We start from the raw sequence: 14,644 nt of genomic DNA, 5'->3' as shown, positions 1-14,644 counted from the left end.
ACTGAGCCTTTATCCTGCTTTTGCCATTTGCATAAGTGTAACGCGCTGCTGGAGGCGGCGCTGTGCCTGATCAACCACCACGGCAATGATGATGACAAGGCCCTTGATGACCATCTGCCAGAAGGACGATACGCCCATCATAACCAGACCGTCGGAGAGAATACCGATGACGAATGCACCGATGATTGTACCGCCAATGGTGCCGCGTCCGCCTGACATCGAAGTGCCGCCGAGAACGGCTGCTGCGATGGCGTTCAGCTCGAACGAGTTGCCGGTTGCTGGATGCGAAGACATCAGTTCAGACGAGATGATAAGCCCGGCAATTGCGGCACAGAAGCCCGAAAACATGTAAACGAACATCTTTACACGGTCGACGCGGATACCCGACATGCGTGCCGCACGTTCATTGCCGCCGACGGCAAAAATCTGGCGACCAAGCGGTGTGTATCGCGCGATATAGGCTGCGGCCAATGCGACGACGATCAGAATCCAGATCGAGACCGGAAGACCGAGAATGCTGCCCGATCCCAGGAATGCGAAGCCGGTTGTGCCCAAGTCTTCGCGGCCCACGAGATTAGGGAAGGTTTGGCCGTCCGAGGACAGAAGAGCCAGACCGCGCGCTACATAAAGCGTGCCGAGTGTCGCAATGAAGGGCGCAACATTCAGTTTGGTTATCAATAGCCCGTTTATGAAGCCGACGGCGACACCAACAGCCAGCGTTATCAGCGAGATTTCGATGATGTTGAAATAGATCGTATAGCCGATGCCTAGATCGATACCGTAGATCAGAAGACCACCGGCAACCATGCCGCAAAGCCCGACAATGGAGCCGACCGAAAGGTCGATGCCGCCTGTGATGATGACGAAGGTCATGCCCATTGCAAGAAATGCGTTAAGCGCAACGTGCTTTGACATCAGGATCAGGTTGGCGGCTGAAAGGAAGTTCGGTGCTGCGAACGAGAAGAAGATGAACACCGCAAAAAGCGCGATGAAGGTTCTCAGTTTCATCAGTGTCAGCAGGGCCGAGCCGCTGTTAAAGGTTGAGTCAGTGGCGGCCGTCGTCGTGTTGGCTGTCATGACGCGAGTTCCCTTGTTTGTTTGTTGTGGTCGTTGTCATGTGTGTGCCCGTGGCCCTTGGCCGATGCGGCAACAATGTCGGCTTCCGTCGCTTTGTCGCGGTCGAATATGGCAATCAGCTTCCCATTGCTGAGCACCGCGATGCGATCGGAGAGCGCCATGACTTCTTCCAGATCAGAGGTTGAAAAGAGAATGGAAAGACCTTCGGCAGCAAGCCTGCGCATGGTGCGGAAGACATCGGCTTTCGCACCGACGTCGATGCCGCGCGATGGCTCGTCCATCAGAAGGACTTTCGGATTGGTCATCAGCGCCTTACCGATGACGACCTTTTGCTGATTGCCACCTGACATCGAAGTGACTTCGAATTCCGGATTCGGCGCCTTGATCGAAAGGTCTTTGATCGCCTGTTGAATGGCCTGCTTTTCACGCTTTGGCGTGATGTGGAAGAAGCGAGCCAGACGGTCGAGACTTGCCAGTGTCAGATTGCTGGCAATCGACAAAATCTGCACCAGTCCTTCGCGCTGACGATCTTCCGGTATGAGGGCAAGGCCGCGCCGGATGCGACGGGTCGTATCGCGTTCCTTCACTTGCCTGCCGTCGATATATATATGGCCGGTAGAATGCCCATGCTGGCCCATCACGCATTCGAAAAACTCGGAGCGCCCCGCGCCCATAAGGCCGTAAATGCCCAGAACTTCGCCTGCGCGCACGGTCAGCGATACATCATCGACCGCCAGCCCGCCGGTTGGGCGGGGTAGGCTGATGTTTTCAGCGCGAAACCGTTCTGCACCGATCTTGTGGGTAACAGGCTTGGCAAAATCCTTGGCATCAGAACCGATCATCGAACGCACGATCCATTGCGTATCGATATTTTTGATCTCTTCCTGGCCGGTGATTTTTCCGTCGCGCAGAACCGTGATGTAATCGCCAATCCGCATCAGTTCTTCGAGACGATGCGAAATATAGACGATTGCCACGCCCTTCTTCTTCAGTTCGGCGATCACCTTGAACAGAATGTCGACTTCGGCAGCAGAAAGTGCCGATGTCGGTTCATCCATGATGACGATGCGTGCATCGAGCGAAATGGCCTTGGCGATTTCGACAAGCTGCTGCTGACCGATCGGCAGATCGGCGACGAGCGTAGTTGCACTGATGCCTGCGTCAAGGCGGTCGAGATATTCATTGGCCTTGACGACCTGCGCCTTGTGATCAATGCCACGCAAACCGCGTGTGATCTCGCGTGTGGCAAAGATATTCTCGGCCACCGTCATGTTTGAAAACAGGTTGAGTTCCTGAAAGATCATCGCAATGCCGCGCTTCTGCGCGTCGGCGGGACTGTCGAATGACACTTCCTCGCCATCGAGAATAATCTTCCCCATGGTCGGACGCTCAACGCCCGCGATGATTTTCATCAGCGTTGACTTGCCAGCACCGTTTTCGCCGACAAGCACATTGACCGAACCACGGCGCAATTCAAGATTGGCGCGCTTGACCGCGACAATGCCCGAATAGACCTTGGAAACATCCTCAAGCTTGAGGACGATATCGTTTTTCTCGTTCAATTCCGTCTCCATGGCTTATTTCTCCAGAGAGATGGAAACAGGCGTCACAAGAGGAAGCTGGCCCTTCGATGGCAACGGGAAAGCACCTTCGGCCTTCACCTTCATGCCAATGAGTTCTTCGCGTGGCAGCTTGGACAATACGTCATCGTTGATGCGGGTGTTGAACGCCTTGCCAAATTGCGCCCAGTCGATCTGATTGCGGAACTCGTTGAAGTTCACGAAGGACAGGCTGTCACGGATTGCGCTGCCGCGAACGGTCGGCCCGATCTGCACGCGTGCATCGGCCTTGCCATCGCCATTGCTATCGACATCGACATAGGCGGCACGTGACTTTGTTTCAGCGGCTACCACTGTGCCTTCAAGCTTGGCTGCGAAAGTCCAGGGGGCATTGCCCTGCTTTTCGCGATGACCGTATTTCGCTCCAGCGGCATCCGCATCTGCGTTTGCTGCCTGCATCACTTCATCGAGCGTTGGAGTTTTCTCGGCAAAAAATGGCTTAACTTTTGAATCCCATATGTCGGCAACAGAACGATCGGGATTGAAATTATCGCCGCGTGCTTCTGCGGCTTCTTCTGCTGTCGGCGTCTTGATGATTTTGCAACCCGAAAGCGCGACACCGCAGGCCAGCAGGATAATGGAAGCTGACTTCAGCACTGACATGAATTTATCCTCAATATAGAAAATAGTGCCGGGAACACCCAAATTAGATTGGCGCTCCCGGCCAGGCAGTGCTTGATCAATCCTTCAAAGCGAAGGTTTCGAGCTTGTCTGCATTGTCGGGATTGATGAGGACACAGTCCATCAGCTGCTTTTCTTCAGCAGGGCCCTTACCGGTCTTGATGAATTCGTCAGCCTGAACGACAGCCATCTGTGCCTGAGCATAGGCTGGCTGAAGAACGGTTGCCTTGATGCCGCCAGCCTTGATGGAGTCGCGAACATCGTTGGAGCCGTCGAAGCCGACAACGATAACGTCCTTGCGACCTGCGGCTTCAAGCGCTGCCCATGCGCCCATGGCCATGGTGTCGTTGCCGGAAATCACGCCCTTAATGTCGGGATTTGCCTGCAGGATGCTCTGCATCTTGGAGAAGGCTTCAGTCTGGCTCCAGTTGGCAGACTGCTGCGCAACCATCTTCATGTCAGGATATTCATCGATGACGTCGTGATAACCCTTCGAACGAGTGCCTGCATTGAGGTCGGATTCGCGGCCGAGCAGCTCGACATAATTGCCAGCTTCACCCATCAGCTTGACGAACTCTTCCGCACCGAGCTGTGCGCCCTGATAGTTGTTCGAAACGATCTGTGAAACCGCAACACCGGAGGCGTTGATTTCACGGTCGATCAGGAATGAAGGGACTTTGGCATCCTTGGCCTTCTGAACGGCGGCAATCGATGCTTCCGAGCCAGCATTGTCGAGAATGATTGCCTTTGCGCCACGACCGATGGCCGTATCGACGAGCTGCGACTGCTTGGTTGGATCGTCGTCATGCTGAAGGATCAGTGTTTCGTAGCCGAGTTCCTTGGCTTTGGCTTCAGCACCCACGGCTTCAGCTTTGTAGAATGGATTGTCGTGCGATGGCGTGATGATTGCGATCAGATCAGCGGCCCATGCTGGCATGACAACGCTGCCTGCCAATGTTGCCGAGACGGCTGCAATCGCAAAACCGCGTGCAATTGTCCTGCGTGTAAACTTCATATTTTCCTCCCAAATCAAGCCCCGTTTCCCAAGAGGCGGTAAAAAAGGGGAAGGCGCATTACGCCCTCCCGGATAACGTCACGTAATGCGACGGATGCTTTCTGCGATTTCTTCCGGTTCGAAAACGTTCTTCCAGTCGTCGCGCATCAGCGCAGGAATGCCGAATTCGATTGCCTTGTTGCAGGCATCGGAGAATACGCCCTGGACTTCGCCAAAGATGACGGCGCCGAGAACATTCATGTGGCCGAGCAGGAAGTCGCGCGCTGCTTCTTCAGGAACGCCGCGACGAACGGTTTCATCCATGGCCTGCTTCATGACAACGAGAAGCGAAGCTGCAACGGTTTCCGAGAGGCCCGGCTCGAGAATTGCGAGCTGCTCAACGGTTACGCGATGCGAGCGCATCACTGGTGCCCAGATGACCTTGGCGATTTCTTCGCCCAGTGCATAAGCTTCTTCCGGTCCCTGCATCAGAGCCGAAACGATGTGCTGCTTTGCAAACAGACCGCCGAAGTGGTCCTTCTTTGCTTGCATATCCGTTTCGTCGTTGAAGATCGGCGGATGGCAAGGATGGGTCACGAAATAGGTGAGGTCTGCACGTTCTGGCAGATGGCCGGCAAATGGCGCGGCTGCGTCGAGTGCAACAACCATCGTGCCCGGCTTCAGCTTGTCAACGATGGATGAAGCAACTTTACCGATGATGGTATCCGGCACAGCCAGAATGACGACTTCCGCGCCTTCAAGACCCGCATCAACATCGACTGTATCGATGCCGAGGTCGTTCTTCAGGCGTGCCTTGCCTGCGTCGCTGACTTCAATGTGACGGACGTCAAAGCGCGAACCTTTGAGGTTCTTGGCCAGACGGTAGCCCATCTTGCCGCCCGCTCCGAACAAAGCGATAGCTGTCATGATTGTAGTTCCTTCCCAGACTTTTGGTAGCGCAACTGGTATAACCAGTCAATGAGTATTCCAGATTCAAGCGGTCAGGCCGTCGCGAATCTGACTGAAATAACCGTCAGAACCGACCTGACCACCCTTGAGGGCAATCTGGAGGCCGTTGGTGGCGGCGTGAGCGCCGTGCGCCGTGCAAAGCGGCGACCCCGGTGTTTGTGGAAGCGGCAAAAGCGTGGTGAGTGCATCGACATGCAATTCACGCAATGCGTGGCTCGAAGTGTCGCCGCCTGCAATGACGGCGCGGGTAAGCCTTTCGCGCTCGACAAGGCTGCGGAGGATGAAGCCGAGGCTGCGGGCCAGCTTGTGGCGGCTGCCTGCAATCTTGTCGATTTCGGTGCCTCGGTCAGCCGAAGGGCCGAGGGCGGTGTTGAGGATCACACTGTTGCCCTGCTGAAGCGCCTTCTGACCGTCAGCAATGGCAGCTTCGATTGCCTGATTGCCATTCTCACCCAGAAGATCGAGCGGGTTGAGATCAATGCCGGTAAAGCCTGATGCCGTTGCATGACGAATCTGACGTTCTGTCGTCGGTGAGACGCTTCCTGAAACGACCGCAATGCGGTCAGCCTTGCCCGGAAGTGGAAACTCTTTTTTCGCACTGATCAGTCCGGCCTTGGCCCATGCTACGAGAAGTGCGTATTCGACACCGGACGAGCCTGCAACGAACCAACCCGCATCAGGACGCAGACGCCAAAGCTGTTCACCTGCCTGTAACTGGCTTTCATGGCTGTCGACGTCGAACAGCAACATGCCGTCCGCATTTTTGACAATGGCGTTTATGTGGTCATTTGCGTCTGCGGCTGAAAGCGCTACGAGATCAGCAAGTACCGTTTTCAGTGCGGTCTGCTTTGCCAGATGCACGCGCAGGTCTGCTTCATGCATGGGCGTGACCGGATGGCGGCTCATGACGGGGTGGCGGTCGATACGATAGGTTTCGCCCTGATAGGCGGCAAAGAGATTGCCGAAAGATGTGTAACGCTTTAGCTGCGGCGCACCGACAATCAACGGTACATAGGCCTGATCGAAGATTGCTTTGCCGATTTCCACGGCCTTGCCAATATTGCCGACATGTGGTGCGGAATCGAATGTCGAGCAGACTTTGTAATGCGCAATCGCAGCATTCAGACTTTTGAGCCAGTTGAATGCAGGCGTGAGATTTTCCTGCATCCATTCCGGCGTTTCGCTGCGGCTGGTGCCTGCAAGACCGATAGCCTTGCAGTGTGAAAAGCGCGAAAGAAGCGCTTCGTCTGGCACATTCATGAACAGCACAGTGTCGACGCCGTTGGAAGCCATGGCTTCCATAACATCGGTCGAGCCGGTGAGATCGTCACCGTAGTAGGACAGCAGCAGTTCGTTGGAAGCCTGTGACATTACTCGCCACCGTTCCCGAATTTCGCGAGCGAAGCTGCAAGCTCAGGATGGTCCGTTGCATAGGTTTCAAGTGGGATGCCAGCGACTGCTGCTTCCCATGCCTGTTGCACGGCGCGAACACCGGCTGCCGGGCCACCCGGATGGCTGACAATGCCGCCGCCGCACAGATAAAGCAGGTCTGTCGTGCGGCCCGTGCGCTCATAGGTTTCCGGTGCCTGTCCACCCCATTGCCCGGAACCGGCGACAGGAAGCGGGCAATCGGCAGGCGTGAACAATGGCGTGCTGACAGCCTTGAACGAATTGACGAAGCTTTCGTCCGGCTCCCAATATTTGACGCGGATGCCGTTGATCTGGAACTGATCGACGCCGAGCAGGCGCCAGAACTGCTGATAGACGCGGAAATCCATGCCGGCGCCCGGATTGCGGGTCAGAATATCCCAGCCATTGCGGTGGGCGTGAAGCACGAGGCCTGAGCGCTTGCGCAAGAAGCTCATGCCGCCAAAGCCAACCGAGTTGATGTTGACCACGGCGCAATTGCCGCCAGCTTTCAGCACCATGTCGTGGTTGCGCATCATGACATCAGGATCAGCATGGGAGATGCCAAAGGCATACATCACCTTTTTGCCGGTCTTCTGTTCGTGATTGAGAATGAGCGGCATGATCGCGGCGATGCGCTCTTTAAGCGGCGAGTAGGCCGGGCTCATCAGCTTTTCATCGTCCTTGATGAAATCGACGCCAGATTCGATCAGTTCGCCTACGAGTTCTGCTGTCTCATGTGGACGCAGACCGAGTGCTGGCTTGACGATGGTGCCGATGATCGGACGCTTTTCAACGCCGGTGAGACGGCGGCTTCCGGTGATGCCGAACTGTGGGCCGGGATGCGCGCTTTTGAAGGCTTCCGGTAGCTTCATATCGACAACGCGGATGCCTGTCATGCCCTTGATCGAATAGACGCCGCCAACGGCAATTGTCATCAGCGCTGCTAAATCGGTGCCGATAGCATCAAGCGGAAAGGCAATATCGACATCGGCGCGCCTGATCGGGCTGTGTCCGGGCTCAAGCTCCGGCCATGCAGGCACCGTTGCGTCTTCAAGTGGGCGAACTTCGAGCACGCGTGCTGCGACGCGTGCCTTCAACTCTTCGGTTTCGCCTGGAATAGCGACGAAAGTGCCGGTCGACTGATCGCTCGCGATCTTGGCGGCCATCTGTTCGATGCTGCCGGTTGTCTCAATGCGATAGGTCAAACAGATGTTCATCGGAATTGTCGTCACTCACGGTTTTCGTTGCGCCTACAATGAGCGCATGGTGTTTGAGTGCAAACTGGTATAATGAGTATTCCAATATCTGCAAGGGGAAAATTGTTAACCGGTCACGAGAGTGTGGGTAACGGCTTTCCTCAGAGCATTTGAAGATGCATAAGGGAGAAAAGCTCATGAGCAGTGAGACGCAATGACCCAAGCAATTGAACCCATCATTCGCCGCAAACTATCCGACGAAGTTTTCGACCGGCTCGAAAACATGATTACTTCCGGTGAATTGACGCCGGGCGACGAGATGCCGTCCGAGCGCGTTCTGATGGAGCGTTTTGGCGTTGGACGGCCCGCGATCCGCGAGGCGATGCAGTCACTTGCCAAGATGGGGCTGGTCAGCATTTCGCATGGTGAGCGCGCCAAGGTTTTGAAGTTGACGGCAAAGTCGATCTTTCAGCAGGTGGATCCGACTGCGAAGATCATGATTGCGCAATCAATGGACACGCTGGAAGATTTGAAGAGCGCGCGAATTTTCTTCGAGCGTGGTATTGTTCGCGAGATTGCACAGAAGACAACGGAAGATGATATCGCCGAGCTGCGGGAGATCATCGAACGGCAGCGGAAATCGCTTGGTGATGCAGACGCATTCATCGCTGCGGATATGGAGTTTCATGTCCGGATAGCTAGAATTGCTGGCAATCCAATATTGGTCGCAGTAAGCGAAGCTATGCTGGCTTGGCTGAAAGAGTATCACACTCATATGCTTATCTGGACAGGCAAAGAGAAATATACCCTTGTTGAACACGAGGAAATATTGGATTGCTTGTCGGCTAAGGATGCGGACCGCGCCGAGGCTGCCATGCTCCGACATCTTGAGCGGTCGCGCACGCTTTACAAGAAAGAATAGAGCTTCGTGCCTGAAAGCTATTGTCGTTTCATCAGGCAGTAGACCAAAAGCGAGGAGGCGATGGCCACGATTGCAGAAACCAGAAGCGCAACCGAGAAGCCAGCAGAATAACCTCGCATGGCAAGTTCGGTTGCGGCAATCCTCGCCGAAGGTGCTACCATACCAAGTGCGTTAGGCAAGTCGCCCGCGACTATCGCGTCAGCAAAATTTTCACGGCATGTCGGATCGTTGCAGCCCGCTTGCATTAAGTGAGTCCGGACAGCACTTGCAAGCACTCCGCTCAGGACCGCGAAGCCGAGCAGAATACCGGTAAATCGGGCGGTTGTGCTGATGCCCGATGCCATCCCAGCACGGTCGCGTGCAACGGTACTCATGATCGCTTTCTGGGTTTCACCATTCAGCAAGCCGCCACCGCTCCCAATCAGAAACATACCGCACATAACGATAGACCAGGCGCCGGAATGTGCGCCGAAGCTTGTCACAAGACTACCGATACCCACGATCATGAGTCCAAAGGACAGAATTTCCCGTGAGGACATTCTCTTTCCGAGAAAACGCCCGACATTGGGGAAGATCAGCATCGCGCTTGCAAATGGAAGCATGGCAAAACCAGCTTGCAATGGCGGCTGACCGAAGCCGTTTTGAAGGAATAGCGGCAGCATGGACGCCATCACTTGAGCGCAGGCTGCATAGGCAAACATCGCCCAAACCCCGCCTATAAAGCGAGGATTGCGAAATAGGCTGAGATCGAGCATCGGACGCTGCTGGACAGTCTCCGCAACCAAGAAAATAGCCAGACCGGCCAAGCCGCCGACAAATCCTGCAATCGCGGTTGAAGAGGTCCAGCCATGTGCCTGTCCATTGATAAGTCCCCATGTGAGGCCGAACATTGTACTCGCAAATGCAACGATGCCGATTGGATCAACGCGCCGCGCATTTTCATCTTTTGAATCGGTGATGGAACGCAGCGTAGCCAGTGCCAACACAATGCCGATAGGTATGTTTATGTAGAATGCCCAGCGCCAGCCGAGACTATGGGCGATAAGGCCTCCGATAATCGGTGACAGCACCATGGTCAGGCCCATGATGCCGCCCCAGATTGACCATGCACGGTTACGTTCCTCATCGCGATGGAACGTATGGCCAATGATTGCGAGCGCAGGCGCGAGCTGGAAGGCGGCACTGGCGCCTTGCAACGCGCGAGCAAGGTAAAGTGAAGCGGCTGAATCTGCTACACCGCAAAGCCAGGATGAGAATGCGAACGCACCAATTCCAATCAAAAAAACAGTGCGACGTCCGAACCGGTCGGCTAGAGCGCCAGCCGGCAAGAGCAGCGACGCGAAGCAAAGGACATAAGTGCTGATGACCCACTCTACGTCAGCAAAACTTGCCGAAAATTCCCGTGCAATGGTCGGTAGGACCATCGCGATAACATTTGTGTCCAGCACGGTCATTGCGCAACCGGTCGAGGCTGTCAGCAAAATGAAAGTTGAATTGGTAACGCGCGGCGCGGATGCGAGAACAGTTGTCATTTGGTTGTCAATGCTGCTGCACCAGCTTTCGCAATCTGCTGGTCATGATCGGGTGTGTCGGCTGATACGCCAATGGCGCCAACAATTGTACCATTCACCGTGATTGGAACTCCTCCGCGCATGAGTACGAAACCGCGCGCCGTGATAGCGGCAGGGCGAGCCCCGTTGATAGCATCCTCGAGAGCGCCGCTTTCCCGACGGAAAAGCGCGGCTGTGCGAGCTTTGCCGGGCGCTAGCTCGACGCCAGCAGGTACTGACGCGTTGTCCATGCGTATCGTGAGGATCTGCAGACCTTCTGCATCTACGACTGAGATCACGCAGGGCCAGCCGTTCGCTGTCGCTTCTTTTTCGGCAGCAGCTACGACGGAGCGGGCAGCTTCAAGAGTAAGATAAGGCTTTGTCGGCAATTCGATTGCCAATGCCGGGAAGGCTGCGGCGAGGGTCATCGTTGCGGTCAACGAGGCGAGGATTGTGACAGAACGGGCGGACATTGGACTTCCTTCATTACGTTTGAGGTGCCAATAAACAGGATGTTTGAATTTCTTTCATTCGTGGCATTTTGAGATAATATTAGTTTTTACCTAATTATTGGAGCCACTCATGGAACTCAGGCATCTTCGTTATTTTTTGACACTCGCCGAGGAGCTTCATTTTTCAAGAGCGGCAGAACGGTTGAACATTGCGGCTCCGACGCTCACGGTTCAGATACAGGAAATCGAGCGGCGGCTCGGTACGAAACTTTTCTTCAGAACCAAACGCTCAGTCACAATCACTCCCGCGGGTGAGGTGTTTCTGAAGGAAGCGAGATTGGTGTTGGATCAATTCGATAAGGCGGAAAGTGTCGGCCGCAGAGCTGGACGAGGGGAGATCGGGCGGATCGAAATCGGCTATGTCGGCTCGGCGGCTTATGCCGGGGCCTTGCAGAAGCAAATCAGCCGTTTCTCGCATGATTGGCCCCAAGTGGAGCTTCATTCGCGCGAATTTCCGATGGAGGATCTACCGAAGCTCATTGAGGACGGGCATCTCGACATTGGCTTCGTCCGTATGCCGATGACGCTCCCACCGTCACTCAGCGCTCATGTTTTGCTACAAGACTATTTTTGTCTGGCGCTGCCCTCTGACCATCGGCTTGCGGTTGCTCAGTTGGAGGATCAGTACGCTCTTCTTGCGGAAAGCCGGTTTATTTTGCCGGAACAGGAGGCGGGCACATATGAGGTCGCGAAACGAGGAGGCTTCACTCCGAGGATCATTGCAAAGCCGGGCGGTCTTCTTGCTGTTCTGACACAGGTATCGCTGGGTGCCGGTATATCGGTCATACCGGGCGTGGTGAGAAACGTCGTACACATGCCCAATACGGTTTTCCGTCCAATAATCGGAAAGCCGATCATGTCGGAAGTGGTCGCCATTTTCAGAAGTAGGGAATACGCGGGCAGTGTCAAAAATTTCATCGACCAGTTATGCGCTTCGCCACCGATCCAGCTTGACTATAAGCGAAATGAACAAATAGTATGAAATATATTTCATATACTGAATTATATTGACAGTCGCGTTTCTTTGCGATTAGCTATCAATACTGGTCTTCGAGGAGGAGGGCCGGTCTTCATAAAGATCAACGGCGTTTTTGGGACGCTTTCCGCGCGTTTGGGAGGGGCTTCGGCCTCGAGGAGGACACTTGCGCAATTTTCTGAGCACGACCGCAATGGCGGTTCTTGCGGTAACGCTTCTGGCCGGTTCCGCAACGGCAGCCGAGACCGAGAATCCGTTCCGCTGTAAACCGGGCGAAAAATATGTGATGAACGTCATGGTTTCTGGCGTTGAATACTGGTTTCCCGTCTATGAAATGTTCAAGCAGGCTGGCCAGCAGTTCGGCTGCGAGACGGAATATACTGGCACACCGGAATATGACGTGAACAAGCAGATCGCCACGTTCGATCAGGCGTTGGCGCAGAATCCAGCTGGTATTCTTGTTCATCCGATGAACTCTGACCCGTTCATCGAACCCATCAATCGGGCGATCGATCAGGGTACGGCGGTCGTCACATTCGCAGCAGATTCTCCGCTGTCGAAGCGCGTGTCCTTCATCACTTCGGACAACACCCGCGAAGGCACCTATGCGGCTGATGCCATCGCCCAGAAAATGGGTGGCAAGGGCGAGTATGCTGTTCTTGAAAATCCGGGGCAGGATAATCACGACAAGCGCATTGCGGCTTTCATCGCCCGCATGGAAGAGAAGTGGCCTGACATGAAGCTGGTTGGTCGTGCTGCTTCCAATCAGGACCCGACGAAAGCGTATCAGGGGCTGTCGAGCCTCATTCAGGCCAATCCGAACCTCGGTGCGGTTTTCATGCCGGAGGCCAACTCCGCAATTGGGGCTGCGCAGGCGAACAAAGAAGCTGGTGGCAAGGTTCTCGTCATGTGTGCCGACGTCAACGCCAACATCCTCGACATGATCAAGGCTGGTGAAGTCTTCGGTTCGATCAATCCGAACCAGGGCATGCAGGGCTATATGGGCTTCATGCTGCTGTGGCTTGCCAAGCATCCGGAACTGATCGACCCGATGAATGACGCCAAGCGTTCCGGCTTCAACCCGATGAGCATTCCCGTTGTCGATAATGGCCTCTCGATTGTGACCGCAGAAAACGCGGACGACTTCTATTGGGACAAATATCTGAAGCGTCGCGGTACTAAGGGCATTGAGGAATAGGCTCCGTTCAAGAAGCCATCCGCGCCCTGTGGTGCGGATGGTTGGAATGAAGAGGGAGGAAAAAGATGGCTGAACCGGTGCTGACCATCCACGGGGTAACCAAGCATTTCGGAGCGGTGAAGGCGCTGACGCAAGTGGATTTCACGCTTGAACGTGGTGAGGTCCATGCGCTCTGTGGCGAGAACGGTGCTGGTAAATCGACGCTGATGAGCATCATCGCTGGCGTTTTGCAGCCGACCGAGGGAGAAATACGCATCGACGGGAAGATGGTTCACATTGCTTCTCCCGCCGTGGCGCAATCGCTCGGTATCGGTCTGGTGCATCAGGAAATAGCGCTTTGCCCGGATGCCACAGTCGCTGAAAACATGTTTATGGCGACGACCAATCGTCGTCGTTCGCCTTTCATGAATTACCGCGCGCTGGAACGTGATGCACAGATCGTGATGAACCGCTTGGCGGCTATCGATGTTCGGCAAAAGGTCGCCAACTTGCCGATTTCCAGCCAGCAGCTCGTGGAGATCGCCAAAGCGCTGACACTCGATTGCCGTGTGTTGATTCTGGATGAACCGACGGCTGCGCTCACCGAAACCGAGGCACAGCAGCTCTTTTCCATCATCCGTGATCTCAAGGCAAACGGTATTTCCATCATCTATATCAGTCACCGCATGGCCGAGATTTTCAACCTCTGCGACCGGGTGACGGTTTTCCGCGATGGTCGTTATGTATGCACCGATCGCATTGCAGATGTGAAACCCGACGATGTGGTGCGTCGGATGGTGGGCCGCGAGATCACGCAGCTCTACCCGGATAAACTTGGATCGCACGAGGCGCCGGGTGAAGTCATTCTTGAAGTTGGTGATATTGGCGATGGGTTGCGTTTCACAGATGTAAGCTTCTCTCTGCATAAAGGTGAAATTCTTGGTGTCGGTGGCCTCATCGGATCGGGGCGAACGGAGATTGCCGAAGGCATCTGCGGCCTTCGCCCACGTACCGCAGGAACAGTTCGCCTCCATGGCAAGACCCAGAAGATCAATTCATATTCCGATGCCGCCAAGGCCGGCATTGTTTATCTTTCAGAAGACCGCAAAGGTTCTGGCGTATTCCTGGAGATGTCCATCGCGCAGAATATTTCCGTGCTGGACCTGAAGTCGCTGACCAATGCCGCCGGACTTCTGAACGGTCGAGCCGAGGCCGCACTTGCGGAGGACTTCGCGAAACGGCTCTCCGTGCGCATGGGTGGCATCGAAGCGCCCGTGAAATCACTCTCAGGCGGCAATCAGCAGAAAGTGGCAATCGCCAAGCAACTGGCGGTAAAGCCCAAAGTCATTCTGATGGATGAACCGACACGGGGCATAGATGTCGGCGCGAAGGCGGAAATTCATCGCCTGTTGCGGGAGCTTGCGCTCTCCGGCATCGGCATCATCGTCATCTCGTCGGAAATGCCGGAACTGCTTGGTCTTTCAGACCGCGTGCTGGTGGTCCGGGAGGGGCGCATTGCGGGAGAGCTTTCAGCGGATGCCATGTCGGAAGAGGCAGTGATCCTTCTTGCTTCAGGTGTTGGCGCGGAACGGGCATCGCATCATGCTGCATGAAAAGAAAA

Annotated in this window: 13 protein-coding genes; 4 read left to right on the top strand and 9 right to left on the bottom strand. The window is 55.1% G+C overall.

Annotated features, from left to right (window positions below; all coding sequences use genetic code 11):
- Window positions 1-9: 9 nt before the first annotated feature.
- The 7 genes from OHI65_RS02455 to oiaX form a co-directional block, all read right to left on the bottom strand.
- Complete coding sequence (locus OHI65_RS02455) at window positions 10-1,077, bottom strand: ABC transporter permease (RefSeq protein WP_010661025.1); 1,068 nt, start codon at window positions 1,075-1,077, stop codon at window positions 10-12.
- On the bottom strand, window positions 1,074-2,651 hold the full coding sequence (locus OHI65_RS02450; protein ID WP_125302625.1) for a sugar ABC transporter ATP-binding protein: 1,578 nt from the start codon (window positions 2,649-2,651) through the stop codon (window positions 1,074-1,076). The genes OHI65_RS02455 and OHI65_RS02450 overlap by 4 nt, the downstream gene beginning before the upstream one ends.
- Window positions 2,652-2,654: 3 nt before the next feature.
- A complete protein-coding gene (locus OHI65_RS02445; RefSeq protein ID WP_125302627.1) occupies window positions 2,655-3,299 on the bottom strand; it encodes a DUF2291 family protein in 645 nt (214 codons plus the stop codon).
- 76 nt (window positions 3,300-3,375) lie between these two features.
- Window positions 3,376-4,332, bottom strand: a complete 957-nt coding sequence (locus OHI65_RS02440; RefSeq protein WP_024900161.1) for a D-ribose ABC transporter substrate-binding protein — start codon at window positions 4,330-4,332, stop codon at window positions 3,376-3,378.
- Window positions 4,333-4,410: 78 nt separating this feature from the next.
- Window positions 4,411-5,238, bottom strand: coding sequence for a phosphogluconate dehydrogenase C-terminal domain-containing protein (locus OHI65_RS02435; protein ID WP_094540570.1), 828 nt, complete (start codon window positions 5,236-5,238; stop codon window positions 4,411-4,413).
- A gap of 66 nt (window positions 5,239-5,304) precedes the next feature.
- Entirely contained in the window at window positions 5,305-6,651 is a 1,347-nt protein-coding gene (locus OHI65_RS02430) for a four-carbon acid sugar kinase family protein (protein ID WP_125302630.1), read from the bottom strand.
- Entirely contained in the window at window positions 6,651-7,907 is a 1,257-nt protein-coding gene (oiaX, locus tag OHI65_RS02425; protein ID WP_125302632.1) for a 3-oxo-isoapionate-4-phosphate decarboxylase OiaX, read from the bottom strand. Before oiaX ends, OHI65_RS02430 begins: the two co-directional genes overlap by 1 nt.
- 193 nt (window positions 7,908-8,100) lie before the next feature.
- Between oiaX and OHI65_RS02420 the strand changes: the two genes are divergently transcribed.
- A complete protein-coding gene (locus tag OHI65_RS02420) occupies window positions 8,101-8,808 on the top strand; it encodes a transcriptional regulator NanR (protein WP_010661032.1) in 708 nt (235 codons plus the stop codon).
- Window positions 8,809-8,825: 17 nt separating this feature from the next.
- Here OHI65_RS02420 and OHI65_RS02415 read toward each other — a convergent pair whose 3' ends face one another.
- Window positions 8,826-10,340, bottom strand: a complete 1,515-nt coding sequence (locus OHI65_RS02415; RefSeq protein ID WP_125302635.1) for an MFS transporter — start codon at window positions 10,338-10,340, stop codon at window positions 8,826-8,828.
- Window positions 10,337-10,831, bottom strand: coding sequence for a GlcG/HbpS family heme-binding protein (locus OHI65_RS02410; protein ID WP_012092516.1), 495 nt, complete (start codon window positions 10,829-10,831; stop codon window positions 10,337-10,339). Before OHI65_RS02410 ends, OHI65_RS02415 begins: the two co-directional genes overlap by 4 nt.
- 109 nt (window positions 10,832-10,940) lie before the next feature.
- Between OHI65_RS02410 and OHI65_RS02405 the strand changes: the two genes are divergently transcribed.
- The 3 genes from OHI65_RS02405 to OHI65_RS02395 all read left to right on the top strand — a co-directional run bounded on the left by OHI65_RS02405 (window position 10,941) and on the right by OHI65_RS02395 (window position 14,636).
- On the top strand, window positions 10,941-11,852 hold the full coding sequence (locus OHI65_RS02405; RefSeq protein WP_125302637.1) for a LysR substrate-binding domain-containing protein: 912 nt from the start codon (window positions 10,941-10,943) through the stop codon (window positions 11,850-11,852).
- 160 nt (window positions 11,853-12,012) lie between these two features.
- A complete protein-coding gene (locus OHI65_RS02400; protein ID WP_012092518.1) occupies window positions 12,013-13,044 on the top strand; it encodes a substrate-binding domain-containing protein in 1,032 nt (343 codons plus the stop codon).
- 65 nt (window positions 13,045-13,109) lie between these two features.
- A complete protein-coding gene (locus OHI65_RS02395) occupies window positions 13,110-14,636 on the top strand; it encodes a sugar ABC transporter ATP-binding protein (RefSeq protein WP_125302640.1) in 1,527 nt (508 codons plus the stop codon).
- Window positions 14,637-14,644 lie beyond the last annotated feature (8 nt).

The organism is Brucella sp. MAB-22 (assembly GCF_025908475.1).
GTDB lineage: Bacteria > Pseudomonadota > Alphaproteobacteria > Rhizobiales > Rhizobiaceae > Brucella > Brucella anthropi.
Note: the sequence above shows the minus strand (reverse complement) of the source record. Positions and strands in the feature narration are given on the sequence as shown.